Genomic DNA, 26,354 nt, shown 5'->3' on the forward strand with positions numbered 1-26,354 from the left:
GGAAGTCCATGCGCACATTATTTCTTTTGAATCCAACTGCCGGTAAGGCCGATTGCACCCGTACGCTGCCGCAGCAGATCAATGCTGCCGCCGCGCGTGCAGGGCTTGCGCCGGAAGAATATACCATTCAGGTCACAAATCACGCCGGTCATGCCCGGGAGCTGGCCAATGCCGCTGCGCAGCAGGCCCGGCAGAGCGGGGAAGAACTGCGGGTCTTCACTGCTGGCGGCGACGGCACCTTCAACGAAGCGCTCACCGGGATCTATGGCTATGCAAATGCAGCCGTGGGCTGTCTGCCCTTTGGCAGCGGCAACGATTTTCTGCGCACCTTTGGTACAAAGGAAGAGTTTCTGGATCTGGATGCCCAGCTGGCCGGTGGGCCGGTGAGCATCGATCTGATGCAGACCAGCCTTGGCCTTTCGGCCACCATCTGCGCTGCCGGTCTGGATGCGCAGGTTGCCTACGGCATCCCGAAGTTCCGGCGCATCCCGCTGTGCGGCGGCGAGATGGCCTATGTGCTTTCCATTGTGGAACAGCTGTGCGGACACATTGGCCGCAGGGTGGAGTACACCATCGATGGTGAAACGCTGGATGTGGACTGCCTGATGTGTGCCATCTGCAATGGCCGCACCTATGGCGGCGGCTTCTATGCAGCGCCGGAAGCACAGCCCGACGACGGCTGGCTGGATGTATATATCATCCGCAAGGTGAGCCGCGTGACCATTGCAAAGCTGCTGGGAATGTACAAGAGCGGCAAGCACTTCCAGAACGGTCAGCTCGTCAGGGCTGCAGAGCCGTACTTCATTTACCGCCGCGCAAAGCAGGTGAGCCTGCGCGCTGCGGATGGCCGCGGGCCGATCGTTGCCACGGCAGACGGTGAATGCGCACCCAAGGAGCAGATCACTGTACAGGTACAGCCGCTGGCAGGGCGCATCCTTCTGCCAAAGCCTGCTTTTGAGCGCTTTGCAGCGCAGAGGACGGCACAGAGTGCAGACCGAACATGAAAAACCAGAAGAAGAGACAGCTTTTTTGTCCAAGAAGAAAGCTGTCTCTTTTTCGCTGTACGGCTGATTTTTTCATCTGTCATAAATTCTTAACAAAAAGAAGCAAAAAAGGTCTTGATTTTTCGGGTCAAGATGAGTACAATACACTTAGCACTCAGAGAAATGGAGTGCTAAAGAACCAAAGAGCCGACATGAGGCCCTTTGGACACAGCAAAGTTTTAAATTATATTTTTACTATAGGAGGGCAAGAACTATGAAGATCATTCCTCTTGCAGACCGTGTTGTCATTAAGGCTGTTGAGGTTGAGGAGACCACCAAGGGCGGTCTGATCCTGACCGGCAGTGCTAAGGAAAAGCCTCAGGTGGCTGAGGTCATCGCTGTCGGCCCCGGCGGCGTTGTGGACGGCAAGGAAGTCAAGATGACTGTGAAGGTCGGCGACAAGGTCCTCACCAGCAAGTACTCCGGTACCGAGGTCAAGGTGGACGGCGAAGAGTGCACCATCGTCCGTCAGGGCGATATCCTGGCAGTCGTTGAGGACTGAGCGGTTTCCCCTCTGATATTTGAAAATTGAGCTTTAAAGGAGCGATTTGATTATGGCTAAGCAGATCAAGCAGGGCGAGGATGCCCGCAAGGCACTGTGTGCCGGTATCGATACCCTGGCAAACACCGTTAAGATCACCCTGGGCCCCAAGGGCCGCAATGTGGTGCTGGGCAAAAAGTTCGGTGCACCGGTCATCACCAACGATGGCGTGACCATTGCCAAGGAGATCGAGCTGAAGGACGAATTTGAGAACATGGGCGCACAGCTGGTGCGTGAAGTCGCTACCAAGACCAACGACGCAGCAGGCGACGGCACCACCACCGCAACCGTTCTGGCACAGGCCATGGTCACCGAGGGCATGAAGAATGTCACCGCCGGTGCAAACCCCATGGATATCCGCCGCGGCATGAGCAAGGCTGTTGCCAAGGCTGTTGAGACCATCAAGGCTCACAGCCAGAAGGTGAAGGACAGCAACGATATCGCCCGCGTCGGCACCATTTCTGCAGGCGACCCCGAGATCGGCCGTCTGATCGCCGAGGCTATGGAGAAGGTCACCTCCGATGGCGTTATCACCATTGAGGAGAACAAGACCACCGCTGAGACCTACAACGAGATCGTGGAAGGCATGCAGTTCGACCGCGGCTACCTCACCCCGTATATGGTCACCGATACCGACAAGATGGTGGCTGATCTGGACAACGCCGCCATCCTGATTACCGATAAGAAGATCAGCGTGATTCAGGATCTGGTCCCTCTGCTGGAGCAGGTGATGCAGAACGGTCTGAAACTGCTGATCGTTGCTGAGGACATTGAGGGCGAGGCTCTGTCCACTCTGATCGTCAACCGCCTGCGCGGCACCCTGAACGTCTGCGCTGTCAAGGCTCCCGGCTTTGGTGACCGCCGCAAGGAAATGCTGCAGGATATCGCAACCCTGACTGGCGGCACCGTGATCTCTTCCGATCTGGGCTATGAGCTGAAGGATGCTACTGTCCAGATGCTGGGCCATGCCCGTCAGGTGAAGGTCTCCAAGGAGAACACCACCATCGTTGGCGGTGCAGGCGATAAGGATGCCATCGCAGCCCGCATCGCTCAGATCCGCAGCCAGATCGAGGCCGCTACCAGCGATTTCGACCGTGAAAAGCTGCAGGAGCGTCTGGCAAAGCTGGCTGGCGGCGTGGCCGTCATCAAGGTCGGCGCTGCTACCGAAGTTGAGATGAAGGACAAGAAGCTGCGCATCGAGGATGCTCTGAACGCAACCAAGGCTGCTGTTCAGGAAGGTGTTGTTGCTGGCGGTGGCACTGCTCCTATCAATGCGATCCCCGCTGTGCGTGAGCTGTGCGACACGCTGGAAGGCGACGAGCGCACCGGTGCCAAGATCGTTCTGAAGGCTCTGGAAGCTCCTCTGCGCCAGATCGCTAAGAATGCCGGTCTGGAAGGCAGCGTCATCATCGACAAGATCATCTCTGCCAACAAGCCCAACTACGGCTTTGATGCTCAGAACGAGGTCTTTGTGGACGATATGATCGCCGCTGGCATCGTTGACCCCACCAAGGTCACCCGTTCCGCTCTGGAGAACGCAGCCTCCGTCGCTGAGATGGTGCTGACCACCGAAAGCCTGGTCGCTGACCTGCCGGAACCCCCTGCTGCACCCGCTGCTGCAGGCGGTGACATGGGCGGTATGGGCGGCATGTACTAATAACTGCCTAAAAACCGCATGAATCCTTGATTTTTGGAGCGCGCAAAAGCGGATTTACGCCAAACTTACGCCACTTACGCCAAAAATCAAAGCGCACTATAGGGTAACAAAATCGGCACTCGCTGAAAAGCGGGTGCCGATTTTTGTGTCACGAAAAGCTGATGGATGCTGCACGCTACACACCGTCAGCTTTTTCGTTTACAGGGGAAAAAGTGGGTGGTATAATAGAAATAGATTTTTGTAAGAGCGCCTTCATAGTCAAGACTATAAAAGAATACGGATAAGCATAAAACCGGTGGATGATATGAAAATTCTGGATAACATCACCAATACCGTTCGAGATGATTTACGGGTCGAAATCAAAAAAGGCAGCAGGGTGTCTATTGCGGCAGCCTGCTTTTCGATGTATGCCTACAAAGAGCTAAAGAAGCAGCTGGAAACCATAGACGAGTTTGAATTTATCTTTACATCCCCCACGTTTGTGAAAGAAAAGGCTGAAAAGCAGAAGCGGGAGTTCTACATTCCCCGCATTTCTCGTGAAACGAGCCTTTACGGTACAGAGTTTGAAATCAAACTGCGCAATGAGATGACCCAGAGAGCCATCGCAAAGGAATGCGCAGACTGGATCAGGAAAAAGGCAACGTTCAAATCGAACACCACCGGCGAAAATATGGCTGGCTTCATGACGGTGGATTCCGGTGCAGCACAGACCGCTTATATGCCGATTGGCGGCTTTACGACAGTCGATATTGGCTGTGAGCGTGGAAATAACAGCTACAACATGGTCAACTGCATGGAGGCACCGTTCGCACAGCAGTACATGAAGCTGTTCGATTCTCTTTGGAACGACCGGGACAAAATGCAGGATGTCACCGATGTGGTTCTGGAAAATATCAGCACGGCTTATGCAGAAAATTCCCCGGAGTTCATCTACTTTATGACGCTGTATCATGTGTTCAGCGAGTTTTTGGACGACATCTCAGAAGACGAATTGCCGAATGAGGCAACCGGCTTCAAGCAGAGCAAGATCTGGAGCCTGCTGTACGACTTCCAGAAGGATGCGGTGCTTGCCATCATCAATAAACTGGAAAAGTACAACGGCTGTATCCTTGCGGACAGTGTTGGCCTTGGTAAGACCTTTACCGCACTGGCTGTCGTAAAGTATTATGAGAACCGAAACAAGTCGGTTCTTGTGCTGTGCCCCAAAAAGCTGGCGGAAAACTGGAATACCTACAAGGACAACTATGTGAACAACCCGATTGCATCGGATCGGCTGAACTATGACGTCCTGTTCCACACAGACCTGTCCAGAAGCAGCGGAAAATCGAATGGCCTCGATCTGGATCGCCTGAACTGGGGCAACTACGATCTGGTCGTCATTGATGAATCGCACAATTTCCGTAATGGAATCGGAACTCATAGCAAGACACAGGACAACCGTTACCAGCGTCTGATGGATAAGGTGATCCGTGCCGGAGTTAAGACCAAGGTGCTGATGCTTTCGGCAACGCCGGTCAACAACCGCTTTGTGGATTTGAAAAATCAGCTGGCCCTTGCCTATGAGGGAAGCTCCGAGTATCTGGATGAGAGGCTGAACATCTCAAAGAGCATTGAGGACATCTTCAAGCAGGCGCAGAAAGCCTTTAACGCATGGAGCAAGCTGAAACCAGAAGAGAGAACCACGGATGCGCTGCTACGGACATTGGATTTCGACTTCTTTGAGCTGCTGGACAGTGTGACCATCGCACGTTCTCGGAAGCATATCGAGAAGTACTATAACACCAACGCTATCGGAAAGTTCCCGGAGCGGCTGAAGCCGATTTCTGTTCGTCCATGCCTGACAGACCTGAATAATGCCATCAACTACAATGAGATTTACGATCAGCTGATACAGTTGCGCCTGTGCGTCTATATGCCCTCCAACTATATCTTCGCAAGTAAGATCCAGAAGTATCAGGAGCTGACGCACAATAAGGGCGAGAATCTGACCCAGAGAGGTCGTGAGCAGGGCATTTGCAGGCTGATGAGTATTAACCTGCTGAAACGGCTGGAAAGCTCTGTATGCTCGTTCCAGTTGACCCTGACGCGCATCAAGAAGCTGATTGATGGTACGATTCAGTCCATTGACCAGTTTGAACGCTCCGGCCATGCCGATCTGGATATGTACGACATGACCGGAGACGATTTTGACATGGACGATGAAAATACTGGCTTTTTCACCGTCGGCAAGAAAGTCAAAATCGACCTTGCGGATATGGATTGGAAGAGCTGGCGCACGGAGCTTCGGAAAGATGCAGAAATTCTGGAACTGCTGACCTTTATGGTGGCAGACATTACGCCGCAGCATGACACAAAGCTGCAAGAGCTGTTCAAGCTGCTGTCTGAAAAAATTGAGCATCCGATCAATGCCGGCAACAGAAAAGTGCTGATTTTCTCTGCATTTTCGGATACGGCAGAGTACCTTTTTGACAATGTGAGTACGTTTGTAAAGCAGAAATATGGGCTGAACACCGCCGTTATTACCGGCTCGATTGATGGACGCACCACGATCAAGGGCTTCAAGGCAACGCTCAACAACGTGCTGACCTACTTCTCTCCCATTTCCAAAGACCGGGATGTTCTGATGCCCGGTAGTACCACGGAAATTGATGTGCTGATTGCGACAGACTGCATTTCTGAAGGCCAGAACTTGCAGGACTGCGATTATCTGATCAACTATGACATTCACTGGAACCCGGTGCGCATCATCCAGCGTTTTGGACGAATCGACCGTATCGGCAGCAGAAACCAGTACATCCAGCTTGTGAATTTCTGGCCCGATCTGACACTGGACGATTACATCAACCTGAAATCCCGTGTGGAGACCCGCATGAAAATCACCGTTATGACCTCTACCGGCGATGATGACCTTATCAACCCCGAAGAAAAGGGCGATTTGGAGTATCGCAAGGCACAGCTGAAACGCTTGCAGGAAGAGGTCGTGGACATCGAAGATATGTCGGACGGAATCTCCATTATGGATCTGGGACTGAACGAGTTCCGGCTCGACCTGCTGGATTACATCAAACACAACGGCAATCTGGACAAGAAGCCCCATGGACTTCATGCGGTGGTTCCGGCTACGGATGAACTGCCGGAGGGCGTGATCTTCGTTCTGAAAAACATCAATAACAGCGTCAATGCGGATAATCGCAACCGTATCCATCCGTTCTACATGGTCTACATCGGAATGGATGGGCAGATCGTCTGCGACTATCTGAACCCCAAAAAGATGCTGGACGATATCCGGCTGCTGTGCCGTGGAAAGTCTGAGCCGATCAAAGAGGTGTACGAACGCTTCAATCGGGAAACAGACGACGGAAAGGACATGGCAGAAATGTCCGAATTGCTGAGTGAAGCCATTGATTCGATCATTGATGTTAAGGAAGAAAGCGATATCGACAGTCTTTTTAAGCGCGGTGGAACAACAGCATTGCTTAGTCAGGTGTCTGGGCTGGATGATTTTGAGTTGATTTGTTTTCTTGTCGTGAAATGAACACATAGAGGTGAAAAACGTGCTGGACTTGCCTGTATCTACCGAGTTTAATAAACGCATCCCGAAGCAGAAGTTCTATGAGAACATCGCTGTCACTCCGGCTATGAAGAAGGCCTTTGTCGAGCAGATCAAAATCATCTACTGGCGCAATAAGATTGCTGCCACCACCCTGAATCTGGCTGCTGGTGGGCAAGTGACGGAGATCGAGGTATTCGAGGTGCGGCTGTCTGCCCCGGAGCTGGACGAGAGTGTGCTGCGCCAGATCGACCGGGAAATTCCGTATCACATCCTCTTTTTGCTGGAATACGAGGGCAAGTATCGTGCTGTCATCGGCTACAAGGAGGCTGCGGCGGGCAAGACAGCCTTTAAGGTTGATCACTATTATTCTACGGACTGGCTGGACGAGGAGGACCTGCCGGTGCATCTGGAAGGGCTTACGCTGGATGCTGTATACGAGAACTTTGTCCGGCAGATCGCAGGTGATGCGCTTGGTGCAGGAGAAAGCACATCCCTGAAAGACAGCGTGGAGCAGCAGAAGCAGCGAGAGCAGCTGGAAAAGCAGATTGTGGCACTGGAAGCTAAAATCCGTAAGGAAAAGCAGCCGAAAAAGAAATTTGAGATGGTTCGAAAAATTAAAATGTTAAAGGAAAGGCTGAAAGATGTCTAATTCAATGATTTCAAAGCATAGCAAATCAGCTTTTGACGAGTCTGAATCAATCAGAATTCTAGAGGAACTTTTGGAATCAACACGTGAAATTAAAACTTTTTTTAGCGAAAATGATCGAACTCCAAATTATGATGGAACATTTGAACTTGTAAACAATGAATGTGAACCTGTCAAGCAATTTATCGTCCAAATAAAAAAAGTTGACAAATTGATACAGAATACAAAAGGAAAAAACATTGGAAAATATGATTATTCACTCAAAACAAATTTCTTGCAGTATGTTAAGGACAAGGTGACGGAATGTCCGGCAATTTACTTTGTCGTAGATCTTTCGACCAAAAAGGTATTCTGGATATATCTTTCAGATGAAACGCTCATGCGATTGAATTTTGAAGGAAAAAAGACAGTGATGTATCATTTTCAGGAGACAGAGTTTATTTCTGATATCAATGCTTTCATTTTAGAAATGAGGCATATCGCTCAAGAACGCAATCGACTTTTTGTATATAAAACATCTCAGCAGATTTCGGAACTTCAAGATGCTGTGGATTACCTTAACCAGCACTTGAATGGTGATTTGAAGAAGATAAAGGAACGTGTTTTTCCGGATTTGTGGAGGATTGGCATTAAGTATAGCTCGAACCGTGATATTCAGGTTAATGATAGAACGATTCAAGTTGCTGGGTGTGTTGCGTTGTATCCTCAAATGCGTGGAAATCTTGACACAGGAGTGCACGAATATGACTGGAATATAAAAGAAAATATGTTTACACATTTTTCTTTTATATCTGAAACCGATTTGAAGAAATATAGTAAAAACACACTGCATGAAATTATTCAAAACTATTTTAGAATCGGAATACAGAACGACTGCTTACCGACACTTGTGCTGTTAGAACAGGTGGAGGACTTTATTGAAAAAAGCAACTGTTTCTTTGAAAAATCAAAATCGAATATATACTTGCCATCGAATATTTGCCGTAGATTCGTTTTATTGCATAATTACATGTGCTTTGTCCTCTCAGGATATGCATCTTCAGATAAGGAAATTGCATATGTAAAACGGACAAATGAAATCCTCTCTCATGGAAGAAAAAATTTCTACGATATCTTTGAGTGCGCACGTTCATGTCCGGAAGATTTCAAAAAATATTGTGCTTCTGGAAGGGATGATGAAAACCGTTTTCGAGGAAGTATGCTTGAGCTTTTGACAGATGAAAGTGTACGGTGGCTTTTGGCAATTCTTGAACTTGAAAAACGGAAGGTGCAAGAGATTGCTCCTGTTTGGAGATATCATTGGTACGATTTGGTTCAACTCAATAAACCTGATTATATTTCCAGATGCAATGATATATGCGGAAAACTGTTTTCTAAGTTGCCTGATTTGTACGAAGAAACGTATCATAATATCTTTGACACAAATAAATATCTTCTTCAAAATAGATATGTTTACAAGCTGATTTGTGACAGCCTCGATAATTCAAAATATTTAGGGATAGAGTCTCAATGCTATCAGGCAAAAAAATTCAGTATACAGATGGAACCGTCTCTTTCGTTGGATTTCCCAAATGGGGATATCCCAGAGGGACTTATGTCGGCAACTGGAAGCATGTCGATAGGAATGTTTGTACAGAAGCGAAAACTATACTACGATTCGATTTGTTGCCTTCTTTATCGTGGTATCTGTAAAGGACTGGAATTTGAGGAGACAGATTTGCCACTATATGAACATGAAAACGTTAAATTCTATTTATAAAAACGAGAGGTTATCTGATGGAAACTCTAAAAATGCACAGCCTTGACGGTGTACAGCGCAACATTGAGCTGATCGGCAAGCTGTTCCCCAATGCAATTACCGAGGTGAAACGCAACGGCAAGGTAGAACACGCCATTGATTTTGACGTTCTGCGGCAGGAGCTTTCCGACTCCATCGTGGAGGGCCGGGAAGAGCGCTACCAATTTACATGGCCGGACAAGAAAAAGGCGATGCTGGCGGCCAATGCGCCCATTACGGCAACGCTGCGCCCGGTTGTGGCAGACAGTGTGGGCAAGGACGGCACGCCCGGCGGCTTTGACAGTGAAAACCTCTACATCGAGGGCGATAATCTGGAAGTGCTGAAGCTTTTGCAGGAGACCTATCTGGGTAAGGTCAAGATGATCTACATTGACCCGCCGTACAACACCGGCAATGACTTTGTTTATAATGATGAATTTGGAATGAGGGGCGAGGAATGGAACGCCACCAGCGGAAACTATGATGAAGAGGGAAACCAGATCGTTGGCAGGCTGGAACTGAATACAGAGAGCAACGGTCGATTTCATACGGATTGGCTCAATATGATTTATCCGCGCCTGAAATTAGCAAAGGATTTGCTTGCAGATGATGGGGTTGTTTTTATTAGCATTGATGATAGTGAGCAAGGAAATCTCAAAAAAATATGCGATGACATTTTTGGCGAATGCAATTTTGTGAATACCGTGATTTGGGAAAAGCGTTACAGTCCTCAAAATGCTGTACAGTGGTTTTCTGAAAATCATGATTTTATTTTGGTATATGCAAAAAATAAAATGATTTGGCATCCACAGCTTTTGGAACGAACGGATGAGATGAACGCTCGATATACAAATCGAGATAATGATCCTCGTGGTCCATGGAAGGCAAGCGACTCTTATGCACAGGCGGGGCATGGAACAAAAAATCAATTTTACATCTTGACGGCACCAAATGGAAAAAAGCATTATTTGCCAAGCGGACAGTGCTGGAGATATACAGAAGAAGCAATGCAAAAGTTGATTCAAGATAATCGAGTATGGTTTGGTGAAGATGGAAATAATGTTCCTGCCATCAAAAAGTTTTTGAGTGAAGTAAAACAAGGGATGGCTTGTCAAACAATTTGGAACTATGAAGATGTTGGGCATAGCCAAGAGGGGAAAAAGGATGTCAAAAGCTTATTCCCTGATAGAGTTCCATTTGATACACCTAAACCTGTTCGTCTTATTAAGAGGATTATTCAACTTTCAGGACAAGATGATTTTATTGCAATGGATTTCTTCTCTGGTTCTGCTACCACTGCCCATGCTGTGATGCAGATGAATGCAGAAGATGGTGGACACCGAAAGTTTATCATGGTGCAGTTGCCGGAAAAGACGGACGAGAAGAGCGAAGCGTACAAGGCTGGCTATAAGAACATCTGCGAAATCGGCAAGGAACGTATCCGCCGTGCGGGCAAGCAAATTCTGTCCGCAGTGGGAGGACGGTTGTCAATGGATGGAGTGCGGCTTGACACAAACTCCACTCTCAACACTCCAAACTCCACACTGGATATGGGTTTCCGGTGTTTGCGGTTGGACAGCAGCAATATGGAAAACGTCTACTACACGCCGGAAGAAATCAGCCAGCAGGATCTGTTCTCGCTGGTGGATAACGTAAAACCTGACCGTACCCCGGAAGATTTGCTGTTCCAGGTGATGCTGGATCTGGGTGTGCTGCTGTCCAGTCCCATTGAGGTGAAAGAGAGTGCGGGCAAAAAGGTGTTCAATGTGGCAGATGGTTTCCTGCTGGCCTGCTTTGACCATGATGTGACCGAGGAGACCGTCAAGTCTATTGCTCAGATGAAGCCCTACTATGCCGTGTTCCGTGACAGCTCCATAGCAAACGACAGTGTTGCGACAAACTTTGACCAGATTTTTGAAACGTATAGCCCGGAGACGGTAAGGAAGGTACTTTGATGATGACTGAAATTAAATATCCCGAAATCGATCTTTATCACTATACATCTATAGAGTCACTCATGTCTATTTTGCAAAACGAGACGATTCGCCTGACAGATTATCGATTCTTAAACGATACGCAGGAATTATCATACGCTCTTGCATGGTTGAAAAGCATTTTACAGTCAAGGTCAGAGGATGATTTTGTCAAAAAACTTTTGATTGCAATTGAAAACATTGAGCATGGAAAAATTGAGCGCATAAAAGGCGTTGGAGAGAATCTCCCTTATGTTCACAATAGTTTGTGTGATGTGAAGTACTATATTTTATCTTTGTCGCAAAGTTTCGATGATCTTCCGATGTGGCGAATGTATGCGAAAAATGGATGCTGTATAAAGTTCAATAGTCAGAAAATGTATGAATTTTTTTATGGCTTTCGCGATGCGAATCTGAAAAATGGCGTTACAAATTTAATAAACGGGAAAGTAAATTATCACGTGAGAAACGAGCTTGAGGATAGAATAAAGCTTTGGTGTAGTTTGAAGAATGAACTGATGATTTATGACGATATATTAAGGTTTTGCCTGCTTATAAAATCACCATCGTTTTCTTTTGAGCATGAGTATCGAATTGGTATTCCTTTTGAAGACCAATACATGGATAAGAATTGCTCAAAGGAGTTCTTTCTGTCAGGAACAACGATTCGTCCACAACTGGAATTGAAAAATTTTCCGATTAGAGATATTGTGGAAGAAATAACTATCAGTCCGTTTGTTACTTCAGAACTAACAAAAATAGGGATGCAGGAACTTTTGGCTTCAAAAGGAATTTCACCTAGTATTGTGAAGTTGTCGAATGTTCGGATAAGGTAAGAAAGGCGGCTTTCCGTGGCAGAAAGAAGAAGAAAAGAATCTATCCGTAGTTCCGCAGCGGAGTACCTGACCTTTGTGGCATCCACAGGCGAAAGCGATGTAAGCTTTGAAATGCGCTATGAGGATGAAAACATCTGGCTGACGCAGAAGATGATGGCGGCACTGTATGATGTGGATGTGCGCACGGTCAACGAACATATCAAAAAAATCTATGCAGACGGCGAACTGACCGAGCAGGCAACTATCCGGAAATTCCGGATAGTTCAGACCGAGGGCACTCGGCAGGTCAATCGGGAACTGACACATTATAATTTGCAACTGATTATTGCAGTCGGCTTCAAGGTGAACAACCAGCGGGCGGTGCAGTTCCGCAAGTGGGCGGGGCAGATCGTCAAGGACCACACCATTCAGGGCTGGACAATGGATGTGGAACGGCTGAAAAAAGGCCACATGTTCACCGATGAATATTTTGAGCGTCAGTTGCAGCAGATTCGTGAAATTCGTCTGTCGGAGCGCAAGTTCTACCAGAAAGTGACGGATTTGTACGCAACAGCGTTTGATTACGACAAGGATGCCAAGACGACCCGGCTGTTCTTCCAGACGGTTCAGAACAAGATGCACTATGCTGTGCATCGCCACACGGCGGCGGAACTGATCGTGGAGCGTGCCGATGCCAACAAGGAACACATGGGGCTTACCACATGGGAAAATGCGCCGGACGGAAAAATCCTGAAAGCAGATGTGACGGTGGCCAAGAACTACCTGAGCAAAGAGGAAATGAACTATCTGGAGCGTATTGTGTCGCTCTATCTGGATTATGCCGAGCTGCAAGCGGAACGCAAGATTCCCATGAGCATGGAGGACTGGGCAAAGCGGCTGGATGGTTTTCTGGAGTTCAACGGCAACGAACTGCTGACAGGCCCCGGTAAAATCAGCGCAGAGCAGGCAAAACTCCATGCGGAAACCGAATACGAAAAGTATCGTGTCATTCAGGATCGCCTGTATGAAAGTGACTTTGACCGGTTCCTGATGCTGGAGCAGGAGGTAAACCACAAAGATGAAGTTTAGTTTTAAGATTCAGCAGTACCAGACGGATGCTGTGGATGCGGTGGCACGGGTCTTTCAGGGTCAGCCCTACAATGCAGGCGTGTCGTACCTGCGGGATATGGGAAACCTGTCTGCACAGCCGCAGCAGTTGAGCCTTGTTTCCAATGGGGACGATGCAACACAGGTGGAGTTGCTGGATTTGATCAACGATTCCGGTTTTAAGAACGAAGCAATCCAACTGACCGAGCAGGAGCTGCTTCAGAACATCCGCACATTGCAGGCAGAAGCAAACATCCATCAGTCGGAAAAGCTGGTTGCCCCGCTGGGCAGGTGTTCTCTGGATATTGAGATGGAAACCGGCACAGGCAAGACCTATGTTTACATCAAGACCATGTTCGAGCTGAACAAGCGGTATGGTTGGAGCAAATTTATCGTTGTTGTGCCGAGTATCGCCATCCGTGAAGGCGTAAAGAAGTCCTTTGAGATCACTGCCGATCACTTTATGGAGTGCTACGGCAAAAAGGCACGGTTCTTTATCTACAACAGCAGCAACCTGAATCAGTTGGATTCCTTTTCCAGCAATTCCGGCATCAATGTCATGATCATCAACACGCAGGCGTTTGCCGCCTCCATGAACGAGGACAAGAACGTGGAAGGCCGCAAGGGTGATGCCGCTGCGAGAATTATCTACACCAAGCGGGATGAGTTCGGCTCCCGCCGCCCGATTGATGTGATTGCCGCCAACCGCCCGATCCTGATTCTGGACGAACCGCAGAAGATGGGCAAAGAGGACTCTGCCACTCAGAAAGCCCTGAAAAAGTTCAATCCACTTTTCACACTGAATTACTCTGCTACCCACGCCAAGCAGCATAATCTGATTTACGTTCTGGATGCGCTGGACGCTTACAATAAGCGACTGGTCAAGAAAATCGAAGTCAAAGGCTTTGAGGTCAAAAATCTGCGTGGTACGGACAAGTATCTGTATCTGGAAAGCATCATCATCTCCCCGAAAAATCCGCCACGGGCAAAAGTGGAGATGGAGGTCAGCCACCAGAACGGCACGAAGCGAGAGTTCCATACGTTGGATGTGGGCGATAATCTTTATTACATCTCCGATAAAATGGAGCAGTACAAGGGCTTCGTGGTGTCGGAAATCGACCCGATCACGGGCGTTGTGACCTTTACGAACGGAGACACCATCCGCAAAGGCGATGTCACCGGCGATGTTTCCGAAAATGATATGCGCCGGGTGCAGATCCATGAAACGATCCTTTCGCACTTTGAAAAAGAGCAGGAACTTTTCAAACTGGGCATCAAGACTCTTTCGCTGTTCTTCATCGACGAAGTGGCAAAATACCGCCAGTACGATGAAGACGGAAACGAGCTGCTGGGCGAGTACGGCAAGATTTTTGAGCAGGAGTATCTTTCGGTTCTGAATGAGCATCGCACCCTGTTCGACCCTGCTTATACAGCCTATCTGGATTCAACCGATGTGCATGATGTCCACAAGGGCTATTTCAGCATCGACAAGAAAGGTCACAGCGTCAACAGTTCGGTCAAGCGTGGCTCAGATATGTCGGATGACATTTCTGCCTATGATCTGATCCTGAAAAACAAGGAACGTCTGCTGTCCTTTGAAGAGCCGACCCGGTTCATCTTCTCCCACTCCGCACTGCGGGAAGGTTGGGATAACCCGAATGTGTTCCAGATCTGCACCCTGAAGCACAGCGACAGCACCACGCAGAAACGGCAGGAAGTAGGCCGTGGTCTGCGTCTGTGCGTGAATAAGGACGGAAACCGCATGGATGCGGAAGTGCTGGGAGATAAGGTGCAGGATATTAACGTCCTGACCGTTATTGCCAGCGAGAGCTATGCAGGGTTTGTAGACGGACTGCAAAAGCAGACCGAAGCAGTGTTGTATGACCGCCCCCGAAAGGCAGACATTGCATATTTCACCGGCAAGACCATCAGGCTGGATGGCAAAACCGTCAAGGTGGATGACCGTCAGGCACGGACAATTTATCAGTATCTTGTCCGCAATAACTATGTGGATGAGCAGGACAACATCACGCAGGACTACCGGGACGATGTGCAGGCCGGAACACTTGCACCGGTGCCGGAAACGCTGAAGCCCATTGAAGAGGGCGTGCACACGCTTGTGCAGGCAATTTATGATGACAGTATGCTCAAGTCCATGTTTGAGGATGGCAACAAGCCGAAAGTGCTGGAAAATCCGCTGAACGACCGGTTTGAAAAAGCAGAGTTCCAGAAGCTCTGGCAGACGATCAACCACAAATACGCCTATACGGTGGATTTTGATTCTGAGGAACTGATTCAGAAAGCAATCGCACACATTGACAGCGAACTGTACGTCAGCCGGTTGCAATACACCGTCACCTATGCTGGTCAGAAAGATGTTCTGAGTGCCGATATGGTGCGGGAAGGCAGCAGTTTCAACGACGCAAAACGCAAAACGGATGTGCTGCGGAATGCGCATAACGGACAGGTTGCGTATGATCTGATTGGTAAAATTGCAGAGAGCACAACGCTGACCCGGCGCACCGTCGCACGGATTTTGCAGGGCATCAAGCCGACGACCTTTGCGATGTACCAGAACAACCCGGAAGAATTTATCACAAAGGTGATCCGGCTGGTCAAGGAGCAGAAAGCTACCATGATCGTGGAGCATATCACCTATGATACCATCGAGGGCAGCTACGACAGCAGCATCTTTACGGCAGAGAAACACGCTCTGACGATGGATAAGGCTTACAAGGCACAGAAGGCGATTCAGGATTACGTTTTCACCGATGGCACAGCGGAAAAGAGCGTAGAACGGAAGTTTGCGGAAAATCTGGACGGTGCAGAGGAAGTCTTTATCTATGCAAAACTGCCGAAAGGCTTCTATATTCCGACCCCGGTTGGACACTACTCCCCGGACTGGGCAATCGTGTTCCATGAAGGCAAAGTGAAGCACATCTATTTTGTAGCAGAAACCAAAGGTACAATGGAGAGCCTGAACCTGCGTCCGATCGAGAAATCCAAGATCGACTGCGCCAAGAAGCTCTTTGCAAAATTGTCAGATGGACTTGTGACATACGACCATGTGGACAGCTATCAGGAGTTGATGAATAAGGTGCTGCAGTGACCAGTACAAAATGAATCATGAAGCGGCTGTTTGCGTAGATGCAGATGGCCGCTTCTGCATTTGACATCCTGATCGGGAGTGTGAGCGATAATATAGGGCTGCGATGAGTTTGAACGAATCAGCGATGCAATCGCACAGTCTGCATCCACCGGATGCAGTTCGAGGGTTTGGGTGCTCCCAACAAGTATTTTGCAACGCAAATGGTGTTTGTATAGACAGACACATTGCTTGCAGATGCAGACGATGTATATACGTCTGCCCTGCTTGCGGGCGCTATAAAGCCTCTCAATGTGCCTTCCAAATTTGAAAATCATTTTGCAATCAGGACCGTCAGCTTTCAAGTTCAACTTGAAGCTGGCGGTTATTTTTTTGCTCAGGAAGTTTTCGAGTTTGCAATCGCAGCAAGCAGGGCGAGTTGGTACCAACTCACGATTTTTGAATCTGATTTTACAAATCCGACTTCAAAAACGATTGTTGGGCTTCGCCAAAACCCGATATTCAGCACATAAACTGTGCCGACTGCGTATCTTAACAGACGCTGAATAAGCAAATTTCTTGTAGAAAAAATCGTTTCCGAAAAATCATCGTTGATTCATTCAATATTGCACAAAACCGGAACTATTACTTCCGGTTTTGAAGGCAAAAAGCGGAAGTATCACTTCCTAAAAAATCGAGCAATTTTATGGTATGCTCTATCCAGAGCCGTTCACAAGAACCGGACCTCCCAAGTCCGGTTTTCTCCCTCAAAACCGGACCTGATACGTCCTAAAAATACTTATTTGATTGTGATAGGCTTTCTATAAGCCTTCATCGAACCTTGAGAACCGAATGACCGTCTACATGGGATACCCGGCCATGACCCCGCAAGGGAGAGCCGGAAAACGCCGCTGGAAAGGGGTAGGAAGTCCGTGCAGAGAGAACGGCACCCAAAATTTGAAATTACGTTGATACGCAAAACCAGAACCAATAGTTCCGATTTTGCCTTGAAATTCACTTCGTATTTTTTAAAAATCGGAACTACCAGTTCCTAAAAATAAAATTTACGATGTGATACAATTTTTTCGATGGTTTGCAGCAGAAAACCGGAAGCACTACTTCCGCTTTTTTATAATCAAAAACCGGAGGTACGACCTCCTAAAAAATCTTCTATGAATGTGTTATTCTAATTTCAGAGCCTTCATCGAACCTTGAAAACCACATGACCGTCTGCATGGAATACCCGGCGATGATCTCGCAAGAGCGAGCCGGAAAACGCCACTGGAAAGGGGCAGGAACACCATGCAGAGAGAACGGCGTAAGAACAATGATATTCTATTTCATTTCAGAAAGGATGGTTTGCCTATGACAAAACTGAGCCAGCTTAAAATCGACCCGGAGTTCCAGAATCAAATCAACCCTCCGTCGTTTGAGGAAACCCACCAACTGGAAATGAACATCCTCAAGGAGGAACGTGTACTGAATCCGATCATCACATGGAACGGCTATATTGTGGATGGACATACACGCTATCAAATTCTTCGGAAATATCCATTTATTCCATTTGAAGTCATCGAAAAAGAATTTTCCAGCCGTTATGAAGCACTCGTATGGATCTGTAAAAATCAGCTTGGGCGGCGAAACCTGACCCCAGAACAGAAAAAGTTCCTGATCGGAAAGCAGGCAGAAGCGGAAAAGCAAATCAAATCGTTTCACGGCAATCAGTATACTTTGGCATCTGAAAGTGGTCTGGTTCAAAATGAACCAGACCGCACAAAGCACGGTTCACGATCGAAGGTCGCTGCGGAACATGGAACATCCGAAAGTTATGTTTACCGTGCAGAGCAATTTGCAAGAGGTGTGGAAGCAGCGGAGGAAGCAGTACCCGGAGTGCAGGAAGAAATCCTGAGCGGAAAGATCCGGGCAACCGACCGTGAAATTTCCTCGATTGCAAAGGTTCCAAAGGAAAAGCGTCCCGAAGTTGTGGCAGAGTTGCGTAAGCCTAAAGCCAAACGGGATTCCAGTATCACGGATTCGTATTCTTCGCCTTCAAAGGGCAATGAGTTTATAACGACCTTCAAGCAAGACATTCAGGGGCATAAGAAAGGACTCAACAAGGAAGAAAAACAGAATCTCAAGGATGCCGTCAAGAGCATCTATTCACCTCGCCGTTTGGCAGATGGCGAAGCCATGATGTGCGAGATTCAGGGAGCACAGGAGGATTTTGTCCGGCGGTGGGAAATGTGCTTTCGTGAATACCCGGATATTCTTACCGAACCGAAGAACAATGAGAAACTGCTGATTTTTATCGACCGTGCCAGTCGGTATCTTCAGGCTGTAAAAGACAGACTGAATGATGACAAAGAACAACGATCCTAACCCGACAGATGGTCGTATGAAAGATAAGGAGGTGAATGCCATTTCAGATTATTTGAAACCCAATATGCCGCTGCCGCAGTATCTGCCCTATGCCCGGTTTTTGTTAGATACTGATTTGAGCCACACGGCAAAGCTGCTCTACACGCTTCTGCTCGACCGTGCCACACTCTCACAGAAAAACAACTGGGTGGACAATCAGGGGCGTATTTATGTGATCTATCCGCTTTCCAATCTGGCAAAAGATTTGGACTGCTGTATCTCCAGCGTGACACGCTCTTTCACAGAACTTGAAAAAGCCAACCTTGTCGAACGAGTGCGCTACGGCTTTTCTAAACCCAGCCACATTCTGCTCAAAGTTCCGCATACTGTGCAGAATTGCGCAGTCACAGTATGCACCAGCGCACAAGCTGACTGTGCAGAAACGCACAGTATGATTGCGCAAAAATGCACACCTAACCAACGTAATAAGAACAATCTGAATGATAACCACCTGATAAAATCAAATAATGCTTGTCTATCGTTGGGAGAATACCGGAATGTCTTTCTGACGGAAAAGGAGTATAAGCGACTCAAGGCTGACTTTGCAGGGCTTGATGGTTTGATCGAGCAGTTGTCCGCTTATGTCCAGTCCACCGGAAGGAAGTACGCCGACCATGCCGCCACCCTGCGTATCTGGGCAAAGCGGCAGAAAACAGAACGAAAATCGACGCCGGGCATCCCGGACTACACCTTCAAGGAAGGAGAAAGCCTATAGAGACGATTGAGAAAATTTCAGAACAGTCCGTTTCCAGTATTCCCGAAAATGCCGAAGATTATTATGGCATGGATGGATTGCTGTACTGCGGAAAATGTCATACGCCAAGGGAAGCGTTCTTCGCAAAAGGCGTCGCTCTGATGGGCAAGAACAAGCACCCCATTGAATGCAGCTGCCAACGCATCGAGAGGGCAAAGCAGGAAGCCCTTATCAGCCAGCAAAAGCACAGCGACCTTGTGCGGCGGCTGAAAGCCGAGGGATTTTCTGACCCGGCAATGCTGGACTGGAAGTTTGAAAACGACAATGGCCGCAGCCCGCAGATGTGTCATGCACACCGTTATGTAGAGCAATGGCAGACCATGCGTGCAGAGAACATTGGATTGCTTCTCTGGGGCGGTGTCGGCACCGGTAAGAGTTTCCTTGCCGGGTGCATTGCGAACGCTCTGATGGCTCAGGAAGTACCTGTGTGCATGACGAACTTCGCACACATCCTGAACGAGCTGAATAACAGCTTTTCCGGGCGGAATGAGGTGGTGGAAAGGCTGTGCCGATACCCTTTGCTCATTATCGACGACTTTGGAATGGAGCGCGGCACGGAGTATGCACTGGAACAGATCTACAATATTGTGGACAGCCGCTACCGCAGCCGAAAGCCCTCATCGTCACCACCAATCTGACACTGGATGAGATCCGGCACCCACAGGATACTGCTCACGCCCGAATCTATGACCGCCTGTTAGAAATGTGCGTTCCGATTTCCTGCATTGGGGTCAGCTTGCGCAGGAAAACCGCACAGGAGAAGCTGGAACGGCTGAAAGCATTGATTGGATGAATCGGAAAGAAAGCTTGAAAAACTTGCTGGCACACAGCACAGCTACAAGGAAAGGAAAATGCCTATGAAAGAAATCCCGATTTGGGAAAAGAGCAATCTGACGCTGGAAGAAGCTGCGGCTTACTCCGGCATTGGCATCAACAAACTGCGTGAAATTACGAATGAAGATAAATGCAAATTCGTCCTTTGGGTGGGAAACAAGCGTCTGATCAAACGTCGCCTGTTCGATTGCTTTGTCGAGCAAGCATATTCTATTTGAGAGGCTGCCAAAGGCTGCAAATGTGAAACCGTCCTTTTCTCATTCGCTGCGGGTGGAAATCGCATGGTTGATGTGTTATACTGACACTGACCTTATAGATGCGCTTTTCACAGAAAGGAGCTTCTAAATGCCTGAAAAGCGCAAGGATAGCAAGGGCCGTGTTTTGAAGGATGGCGAAAGCCAGAGAGCAAACGGCACCTACGACTATCGTTATACCGATATCCACAAGAAACGGCGTTGTATTTACGCTAAATCCCTGACAGAGCTGCGGAAAAAAGAGGAAGAACTGTGGCGCGATCTGGCAGACGGCATCGATTACGCCGCCGGAGAGATGACGGTGGCTGATCTGGTTGACCGCTATATGAACCTGAAACGTGGGTTGAAACCCAATTCACTTCGGTCGTACAACACAGCGGTCAAGCGGATTCATGCTGACCCTTTCGGGCAAAAAGCCATCAAAACGGTAAAATTGTCCGATGCGAAAGGCTGGTTCGTGTTTCTGCATGACAGCGGTTTCAAGCAGAACACCATAGGAATCCTGCAAAGCGTTGTCAGACCGGCATTCGAGATGGCGGTGGAGGATGACATCATCCGCAAGAATCCATTTAAGTTCAAGCTGTCGGACGTTGTGCCGAAGGACGCTTATGTGCGTGATGCACTGACCAGAGAGCAGCAGGAGAAATATCTGCAATTCGTTCAGGACTATGGCGGCAACTATTATGATGATATCGTCATTCTTATGGGAACCGGCTTGCGTGTGAGTGAGTTGTATGGCCTGACACGAGCAGATATCGACTTTGAACGGCACTGTATCCATGTCCGGCGGCAGCTTTGCCGGACGGCTGAAAAGCCCTACTTTGTCACACCGCCGAAAACCAAAAGCGGCATCCGCAATGTTCCCATGACAGATACCGTTTGTGCAGCGTTGCGGCGTGTAGTAAAAGCCAGAGCGTCCACGAAAGTGGAAGCGCTGGTGGATGGCTGCAGCGGATTTCTCTTTCTGGACAAGTCCGGAATGCCGAAGGTGGCAATGCACTTGGAAAACTATATGCGTGGCGTGCAGGGAAAGTTTGAGAAGGTGTACGGCAAACCTGTTCCGCGCATTACACCTCATGTGCTGCGACACACCTTCTGCACCAATGTTCAGCAGGCCGGGCTGGATGTAAAAAGCCTGCAATACCTGATGGGACACTCCAATGCCAGTGTGACGTTGGATGTCTACACGCACAGCAGCTTTGAATCGGTTGAAAGGGCCTTTGAACAGATCGCCGGCAACCTGTGATTTTCGACGCATGAAGCGGAATTGCTTACGCCGAAACTTACGCCAAAACTTACGCCAATCACCCGGTAAGTGGCGTAGATTTGTGTAGAAAAGTGTGGATCGTGCAAAAACGGAGAATCTGGAAAAATCGGCTTGTGGCCTTGATAATTCTACAAAAGTCTACGTTTCCGGATATGCGTGATCCGGCTCCAAAAGTGTGGTTTGGAAGGGCGGCATGTACTAAGCAGCAGACGTGCTTACTCAATAAGTACCTTATGGAGACGGGATCTCTTCGGAGACCCCGTCTCTTTTTGTATAGAAACCACAGATGCAGCCCACTCTAGCAAAAAGGGGTGAGCAGATGTCCGGTAAACGGGTATTGGCGTTGTATGCAGCTGTTCTGCTGGGGTTTGCGGTAGTTTTGTGCCGCCTGTATTTTCTGGCAGAGAACCATACCTATGCTGCCCGGGCCGAAGCGCAGAGCACGGTCCGGCTCTCGCTGCCTGCCCGGCGGGGCAGCTTTTACGATCACAGCGGCCTGCTTCTCACCGGGCTGGAAACGCGGTATCTTGCCCTCTGCTTCCCGGGCGAAAACAACTACACACGCCTGTATGCATTTACGGACAGTGCCGGACAGGCACTTTTGTACCGGAACCGCAACCGCTCCGCACCGTTTCTGCTGGAAGTGGACCGCGACCTTTCCGGGCGCGGCATACGCTGCTTTGCAACGGCACGGCGCTGCGCAGAAGTTCCGCTGTGCCAGCATCTGATCGGCTATCTGGATGCAGAAGGCCACGGCACTGCCGGGCTGGAAAAGGCGCTGGACAGCCAGCTGGCCGGGACAAAGGAGCATGACACGCTGGTGTGCGCGGTCACAGCACAAGGACGGCTGCGGGCCGGGGAAACACCGCAGCTCACCCGGCAGGACAGCAGTGCGGTGGGCGTGCAGCTGACGATCTCCCGCCCGGTGCAGCGTGCCGCCGAAGCGGTGGCCGCAGACACCATGACCAGCGGCTGCATTCTGGTTCTGGATACGGCCACTGCTGCGGTTCGCGCCAGCGTCAGCGTACCGGGCTATGACCCGGATGACCTTGCCGCAAGTCTGGATGCACCGGACAGTCCGTTCCTGAACCGCGCACTGGAAAGCTATGCTGTGGGTTCAGTGTTCAAGCCGGTGCTGGCTGCGGCAGCGCTGGAGCAGGGCATCCTGCCGGAGTACGAATGCACCGGTGCGGTGGTGGTGGATGGACAGATCTTCCGCTGCGCAGGCGGTGTTCCGCACGGAACGGTGGACATGACTGCGGCTCTGGAAAAAAGCTGCAACGGCTATTTTATCCGGCTGGGGCAGCAGCTGGGGGCAGAGACGCTTTTGCAGATGTCTCGGCAGCTTGGTTTCGGGCAAGAGGTGCCGGTGGCAGGTGCGCTGCACGCCGATGCCGGAAAGCTGCCGTCTGCCGGGGAGCTTGCCCAGAGCGGCCAGCTGGCAAATTTCAGCTTTGGGCAGGGCGGTCTGCTGGCATCACCGGTACAGATCGCCGCCATGATGAACACCATTGCTTCCGGCGGGGTGTACCGCACGCCTTTCTTTGTGTGTGGCTCGGTGGATGAAACTGACGGTACGCCGCTGGAAACGCTTGCACATCCGCAGTCAAGGCGGGTGATGAGTGCGGAAAATGCAGCGCTCCTGCGTAAAATGCTGCGGCAGGTGGTGGAAGAGGGCACCGCACAGGATGCTGCCGGGCTGGAAGAAGGGGCTGGCGGCAAGACCGGTACCGCGCAGACCGGGCAGTTCACACCGGATGGCACGGAACGCAAAAACTTGTGGTTCGCAGGGTTTTACCCGGCGCAGCAGCCGCGCTACACCATTGTGGTGCTGCAGGACGGGCAGGTGAGCACGGAACATTCCAGCGCCGCCATCTTTGCCCGGCTGTGCGCAATGCTGGACCTTCTGGCATAAAAACGCACGGTTTCTGCTTGCTTTTTTGCGCTTGTTATGCTACTATATATTTGTATTTCTGCGTAGTTTTTATTGAATTAAAATAAAGGAGCGTTTCAATCCATGTCTGTTATCGAAATTGTTGGCGGTGTGATCCTGCTGATCGCTTCGCTCGTCATCGTTTTCCTCACTCTCATGCAGCACACCCATGGTCAGGGCCTTTCCGGTGCCATCAACGGCAGTATGGGCGGCGCAAACAATGCCCGTTTGACCCCGGCTGATCAGATGCTGGCCAAGACCACCCGCATTGCAGGCATTGTTTTCTTTGTGGTTGCCATTCTGGCATGTCTGTTTGCAGGCCGTCTGGCAGGTTGACAAGGTTCGTGCAGCCCCGTGTAAAGGACGGGGCTGTTTTTCTGTGTTATGATAGGATGTCGGCGGCAGTCTGACCGCTGGGCAGGGTGGGGCAGCTGGCCCACGATTGGCAGCGCTGCGGCACGTTGGAGGCTGCGGCCATGGAAGAGCAAGGAGAAAAAATATTATGGCAATGCGCGATAAAATTGAGCACGCGATCCAGAATCAGCCGTGCACCGTCAAAGACCTCAAATCCAAATTCGGCGGGGACCGCGGCTCGGACCGCAAGGTGATGGAGGCTGTGGATCAGCTGGTGCACGAGGCGGTCATCTGCCAGCGTCAGGGCGTGTTCTTTACGGTGCGCTCCGGCCGTGCAGACAAGGCTCTGCTGTGCAAGGTGGTAAAACTGGGCAAGAATTTTGCCTTTGTCATGCTGGAGGACGGCACCAGCGATATCTTTATCCCGGGCCGTTTTACCCGCGGTGCCATGCCCGGCGACATGGTGCTTGTGGAAAAGTTTGAGCACCCCCGTGTGGAGGGCAGCGATGAAGGCGAGATCCTGGCCATTCTGGAAGAAAAGAACGATCTGGTGGGCACTGCCCGCCGCATTGAGGGCCGCCTGAAGTTCGTGCCGGACGACTGCCCGGCCATCTCCATGCAGTTGATGCGTGACTGCGAGGGCGGTGCAAAGGACGGCGACAAGGTGGCCGTGGAGATCCTGCAGCGCGGCAATCGGCAGGAAGATCACCGCGTGGGCGTTGCCATGCGGTTTGGCAGCTCGGACGAAGCAAAGCGCTGCGCAAAGGCCCTGCTCTATGCGCAGGATATCCGCAGCCGCTTCCCGGATAAGGTTCGTGAGGAAGCCAAGAAGCTGGAGAACGCTGAGGTCTCTGAAAAGGACACCGAGGGCCGCATGGATCTGCGTGCCCTGCCCATCTTCACCATTGACAGTGCTGAGACCAAGGACATCGATGATGCCATCAGCCTGACCAAGACCCCGGAGGGCGGCTTTGAGCTGGGTGTCCACATTGCAGATGTTTCCAACTATGTCAAGCCCGGCAGCGAACTGGACAACGAAGCGTTTAACCGCGCAACCAGCGTCTACTATGCCGATCAGGTGGTGCCCATGCTGCCCAAGCAGCTTTCCAACGGCATCTGCAGCCTGAATGAGGGCGTGCTGCGTCTGGCCTTCTCCTGCCTGATGCATCTGGATAAGGATGGCAACCTGATCGATTACCGCTTTGTCAAGTCGGTCATCCGCAGCCGCGTCAAGGGTGTTTACTCCGAGATCAATGCCTTGCTGGCCGGCAGTGCTGACGACGAGCTGAAGGGCAAGTACCATGAAGTGCTCAGCCAGCTGCCCGCCATGAAGGAGCTGTACGGCCACCGTGCCCGCCTGCGCAAGGAGCGCGGCTGCATGGATATCGAGAGCGGCGAGGTGAAGCTGATCCTCGACGAGGACGGCCACTGCATCGATGTGAAAAAGCGCACCTCCGGCGAGAGCGAAGCTATGATCGAAGAGTTCATGCTGCTGGCCAACCAGTGCGCTGCCCACTTTGCCCGCGTGAAGCAGATCCCCTTCGTGTACCGTGTGCACGAGGAACCCAATGCTGAAAAGCTGGAGCGTCTGCACACTCTGCTGCAGGCCTGCGGCATCAACGATCACTTTGCCAAGGATGTGCCCACCCCCAAGGAGCTGAGCGCAATTCTGGAAGGTGTGCGCGGCGGCCCGTATGAGCAGATCATCAATACCGGTATGCTGCGCTGCATGTCCAAGGCTGTGTATGAGGAAAAGCCCAAGGGCCACTACGGTCTGGTGCTGAAGGACTACGCTCACTTCACCAGCCCCATCCGCCGCTACCCGGATCTGGCCATCCATCGCATCATGACCGCCCAGCTCAAGGGCATGGATAAGGATACCATGGTGCTGCGCTACAGCGACTTTGCCGAGAAGGCAAGCAAGCAGTCCAGTGAGCGCGAGATCATTGCAATGCAGATCGAGCGCAAGGCTGAGGACTGCTACAAGGCCGAGTATGCCCGCCGCCATCTGGGCGAGTGCTACGAGGGCCGCATTTCCGGCGTGACCCAGCGCGGCCTGTTCATCGAGTTGGAGAACGGCGTGGAGGGCTTTGTGCCGGCTTCCAGCCTGACCCCCTCCGGTACCATGCTCACCGAGGGCATCCGCCTGTCCGACCCCGTCTCCGGCAAGAACTGGAGTCTGGGCGACACCATGATGATCACCATTGTGCGTGCGGATGTGAACCTGGGCAAGATCGACTTTGAGGTTGCTCCGGCAAGCACAAAGTAAGCAAAAAAGATCAGAACACCTGTACTGCGTTTTCCTGCATAGGAAGAGACTGTACAGGTGTTTTTTGTCCGCGG

General features: G+C 50.3%; 18 protein-coding genes and 1 pseudogene. All 19 read left to right on the forward strand.

Translation table 11 applies throughout. From position 1 onward, the window contains the following. Positions 1 to 8 precede the first annotated feature (8 nt). A complete protein-coding gene (locus DXA66_RS04115) occupies positions 9 to 1,004 on the forward strand; it encodes a diacylglycerol kinase family protein (protein ID WP_118526972.1) in 996 nt (331 codons plus the stop codon). Positions 1,005 to 1,257: 253 nt separating this feature from the next. Next, positions 1,258 to 1,545 carry a co-chaperone GroES gene (groES, locus tag DXA66_RS04120; RefSeq protein WP_005937287.1) on the forward strand — a complete coding sequence of 96 codons (288 nt, stop codon included), beginning with the start codon at positions 1,258 to 1,260 and terminating at the stop codon, positions 1,543 to 1,545. Positions 1,546 to 1,597: 52 nt separating this feature from the next. After that, positions 1,598 to 3,241 carry a chaperonin GroEL gene (groL, locus tag DXA66_RS04125; RefSeq protein WP_118526974.1) on the forward strand — a complete coding sequence of 548 codons (1,644 nt, stop codon included), beginning with the start codon at positions 1,598 to 1,600 and terminating at the stop codon, positions 3,239 to 3,241. Positions 3,242 to 3,545: 304 nt separating this feature from the next. After that, on the forward strand, positions 3,546 to 6,776 hold the full coding sequence (locus DXA66_RS04130) for a helicase-related protein (protein WP_118526976.1): 3,231 nt from the start codon (positions 3,546 to 3,548) through the stop codon (positions 6,774 to 6,776). 19 nt (positions 6,777 to 6,795) lie between these two features. Continuing rightward, a complete protein-coding gene (locus DXA66_RS04135) occupies positions 6,796 to 7,443 on the forward strand; it encodes a DUF4391 domain-containing protein (RefSeq protein ID WP_118526978.1) in 648 nt (215 codons plus the stop codon). Next, entirely contained in the window at positions 7,436 to 9,199 is a 1,764-nt protein-coding gene (locus DXA66_RS04140) for a DUF4365 domain-containing protein (protein ID WP_118526980.1), read from the forward strand. The genes DXA66_RS04135 and DXA66_RS04140 overlap by 8 nt, the downstream gene beginning before the upstream one ends. Before the next feature lie 17 nt (positions 9,200 to 9,216). Next, positions 9,217 to 11,172 carry a site-specific DNA-methyltransferase gene (locus DXA66_RS04145; RefSeq protein WP_187119375.1) on the forward strand — a complete coding sequence of 652 codons (1,956 nt, stop codon included), beginning with the start codon at positions 9,217 to 9,219 and terminating at the stop codon, positions 11,170 to 11,172. Next, entirely contained in the window at positions 11,172 to 12,026 is an 855-nt protein-coding gene (locus tag DXA66_RS04150) for a DUF2971 domain-containing protein (RefSeq protein ID WP_118526982.1), read from the forward strand. Before DXA66_RS04145 ends, DXA66_RS04150 begins: the two co-directional genes overlap by 1 nt. Before the next feature lie 15 nt (positions 12,027 to 12,041). After that, positions 12,042 to 13,094 (forward strand): virulence RhuM family protein, encoded by a 1,053-nt coding sequence (locus tag DXA66_RS04155; RefSeq protein WP_118526984.1) that lies wholly within the window; start codon positions 12,042 to 12,044, stop codon positions 13,092 to 13,094. Then, positions 13,084 to 16,221, forward strand: coding sequence for a type III restriction-modification system endonuclease (locus DXA66_RS04160; RefSeq protein ID WP_118526986.1), 3,138 nt, complete (start codon positions 13,084 to 13,086; stop codon positions 16,219 to 16,221). The genes DXA66_RS04155 and DXA66_RS04160 overlap by 11 nt, the downstream gene beginning before the upstream one ends. Before the next feature lie 224 nt (positions 16,222 to 16,445). Continuing rightward, positions 16,446 to 16,730, forward strand: coding sequence for a hypothetical protein (locus DXA66_RS14050; RefSeq protein WP_147365142.1), 285 nt, complete (start codon positions 16,446 to 16,448; stop codon positions 16,728 to 16,730). Between the two features lie 832 nt (positions 16,731 to 17,562). Beyond that, a complete protein-coding gene (locus DXA66_RS04165) occupies positions 17,563 to 18,576 on the forward strand; it encodes a hypothetical protein (protein ID WP_118526988.1) in 1,014 nt (337 codons plus the stop codon). Continuing rightward, the gene (locus tag DXA66_RS04170) at positions 18,551 to 19,330 is read left to right on the forward strand and encodes a replication initiator protein A (RefSeq protein ID WP_118526990.1); all 780 of its coding nucleotides are present in this window, start codon (positions 18,551 to 18,553) and stop codon (positions 19,328 to 19,330) included. Before DXA66_RS04165 ends, DXA66_RS04170 begins: the two co-directional genes overlap by 26 nt. Further along, positions 19,327 to 20,230 (forward strand): annotated as a pseudogene (locus DXA66_RS04175) (ATP-binding protein). The gene DXA66_RS04170 and the pseudogene DXA66_RS04175 overlap by 4 nt, the downstream one beginning before the upstream one ends. After that, positions 20,227 to 20,421, forward strand: coding sequence for an excisionase (locus DXA66_RS04180; protein WP_117526274.1), 195 nt, complete (start codon positions 20,227 to 20,229; stop codon positions 20,419 to 20,421). Before DXA66_RS04175 ends, DXA66_RS04180 begins: the two are co-directional and overlap by 4 nt. Positions 20,422 to 20,548: 127 nt before the next feature. Continuing rightward, positions 20,549 to 21,703 (forward strand): site-specific integrase, encoded by a 1,155-nt coding sequence (locus DXA66_RS04185; RefSeq protein WP_118526992.1) that lies wholly within the window; start codon positions 20,549 to 20,551, stop codon positions 21,701 to 21,703. 340 nt (positions 21,704 to 22,043) lie between these two features. Continuing rightward, entirely contained in the window at positions 22,044 to 23,639 is a 1,596-nt protein-coding gene (locus DXA66_RS04190; RefSeq protein WP_118526994.1) for a penicillin-binding protein 2, read from the forward strand. A gap of 102 nt (positions 23,640 to 23,741) precedes the next feature. Further along, complete coding sequence (secG, locus tag DXA66_RS04195; protein WP_005937305.1) at positions 23,742 to 23,993, forward strand: preprotein translocase subunit SecG; 252 nt, start codon at positions 23,742 to 23,744, stop codon at positions 23,991 to 23,993. Between the two features lie 166 nt (positions 23,994 to 24,159). Then, positions 24,160 to 26,280: a ribonuclease R gene (gene rnr, locus DXA66_RS04200; RefSeq protein WP_118526996.1), complete on the forward strand. Its 2,121-nt coding sequence runs from the start codon at positions 24,160 to 24,162 to the stop codon at positions 26,278 to 26,280. The last annotated feature ends 74 nt before the right edge of the window (positions 26,281 to 26,354 follow it).

The organism is Faecalibacterium sp. OF03-6AC (genome assembly GCF_003478175.1).
GTDB classification, from domain to species: Bacteria; Bacillota; Clostridia; order Oscillospirales; family Ruminococcaceae; genus Faecalibacterium; species Faecalibacterium taiwanense.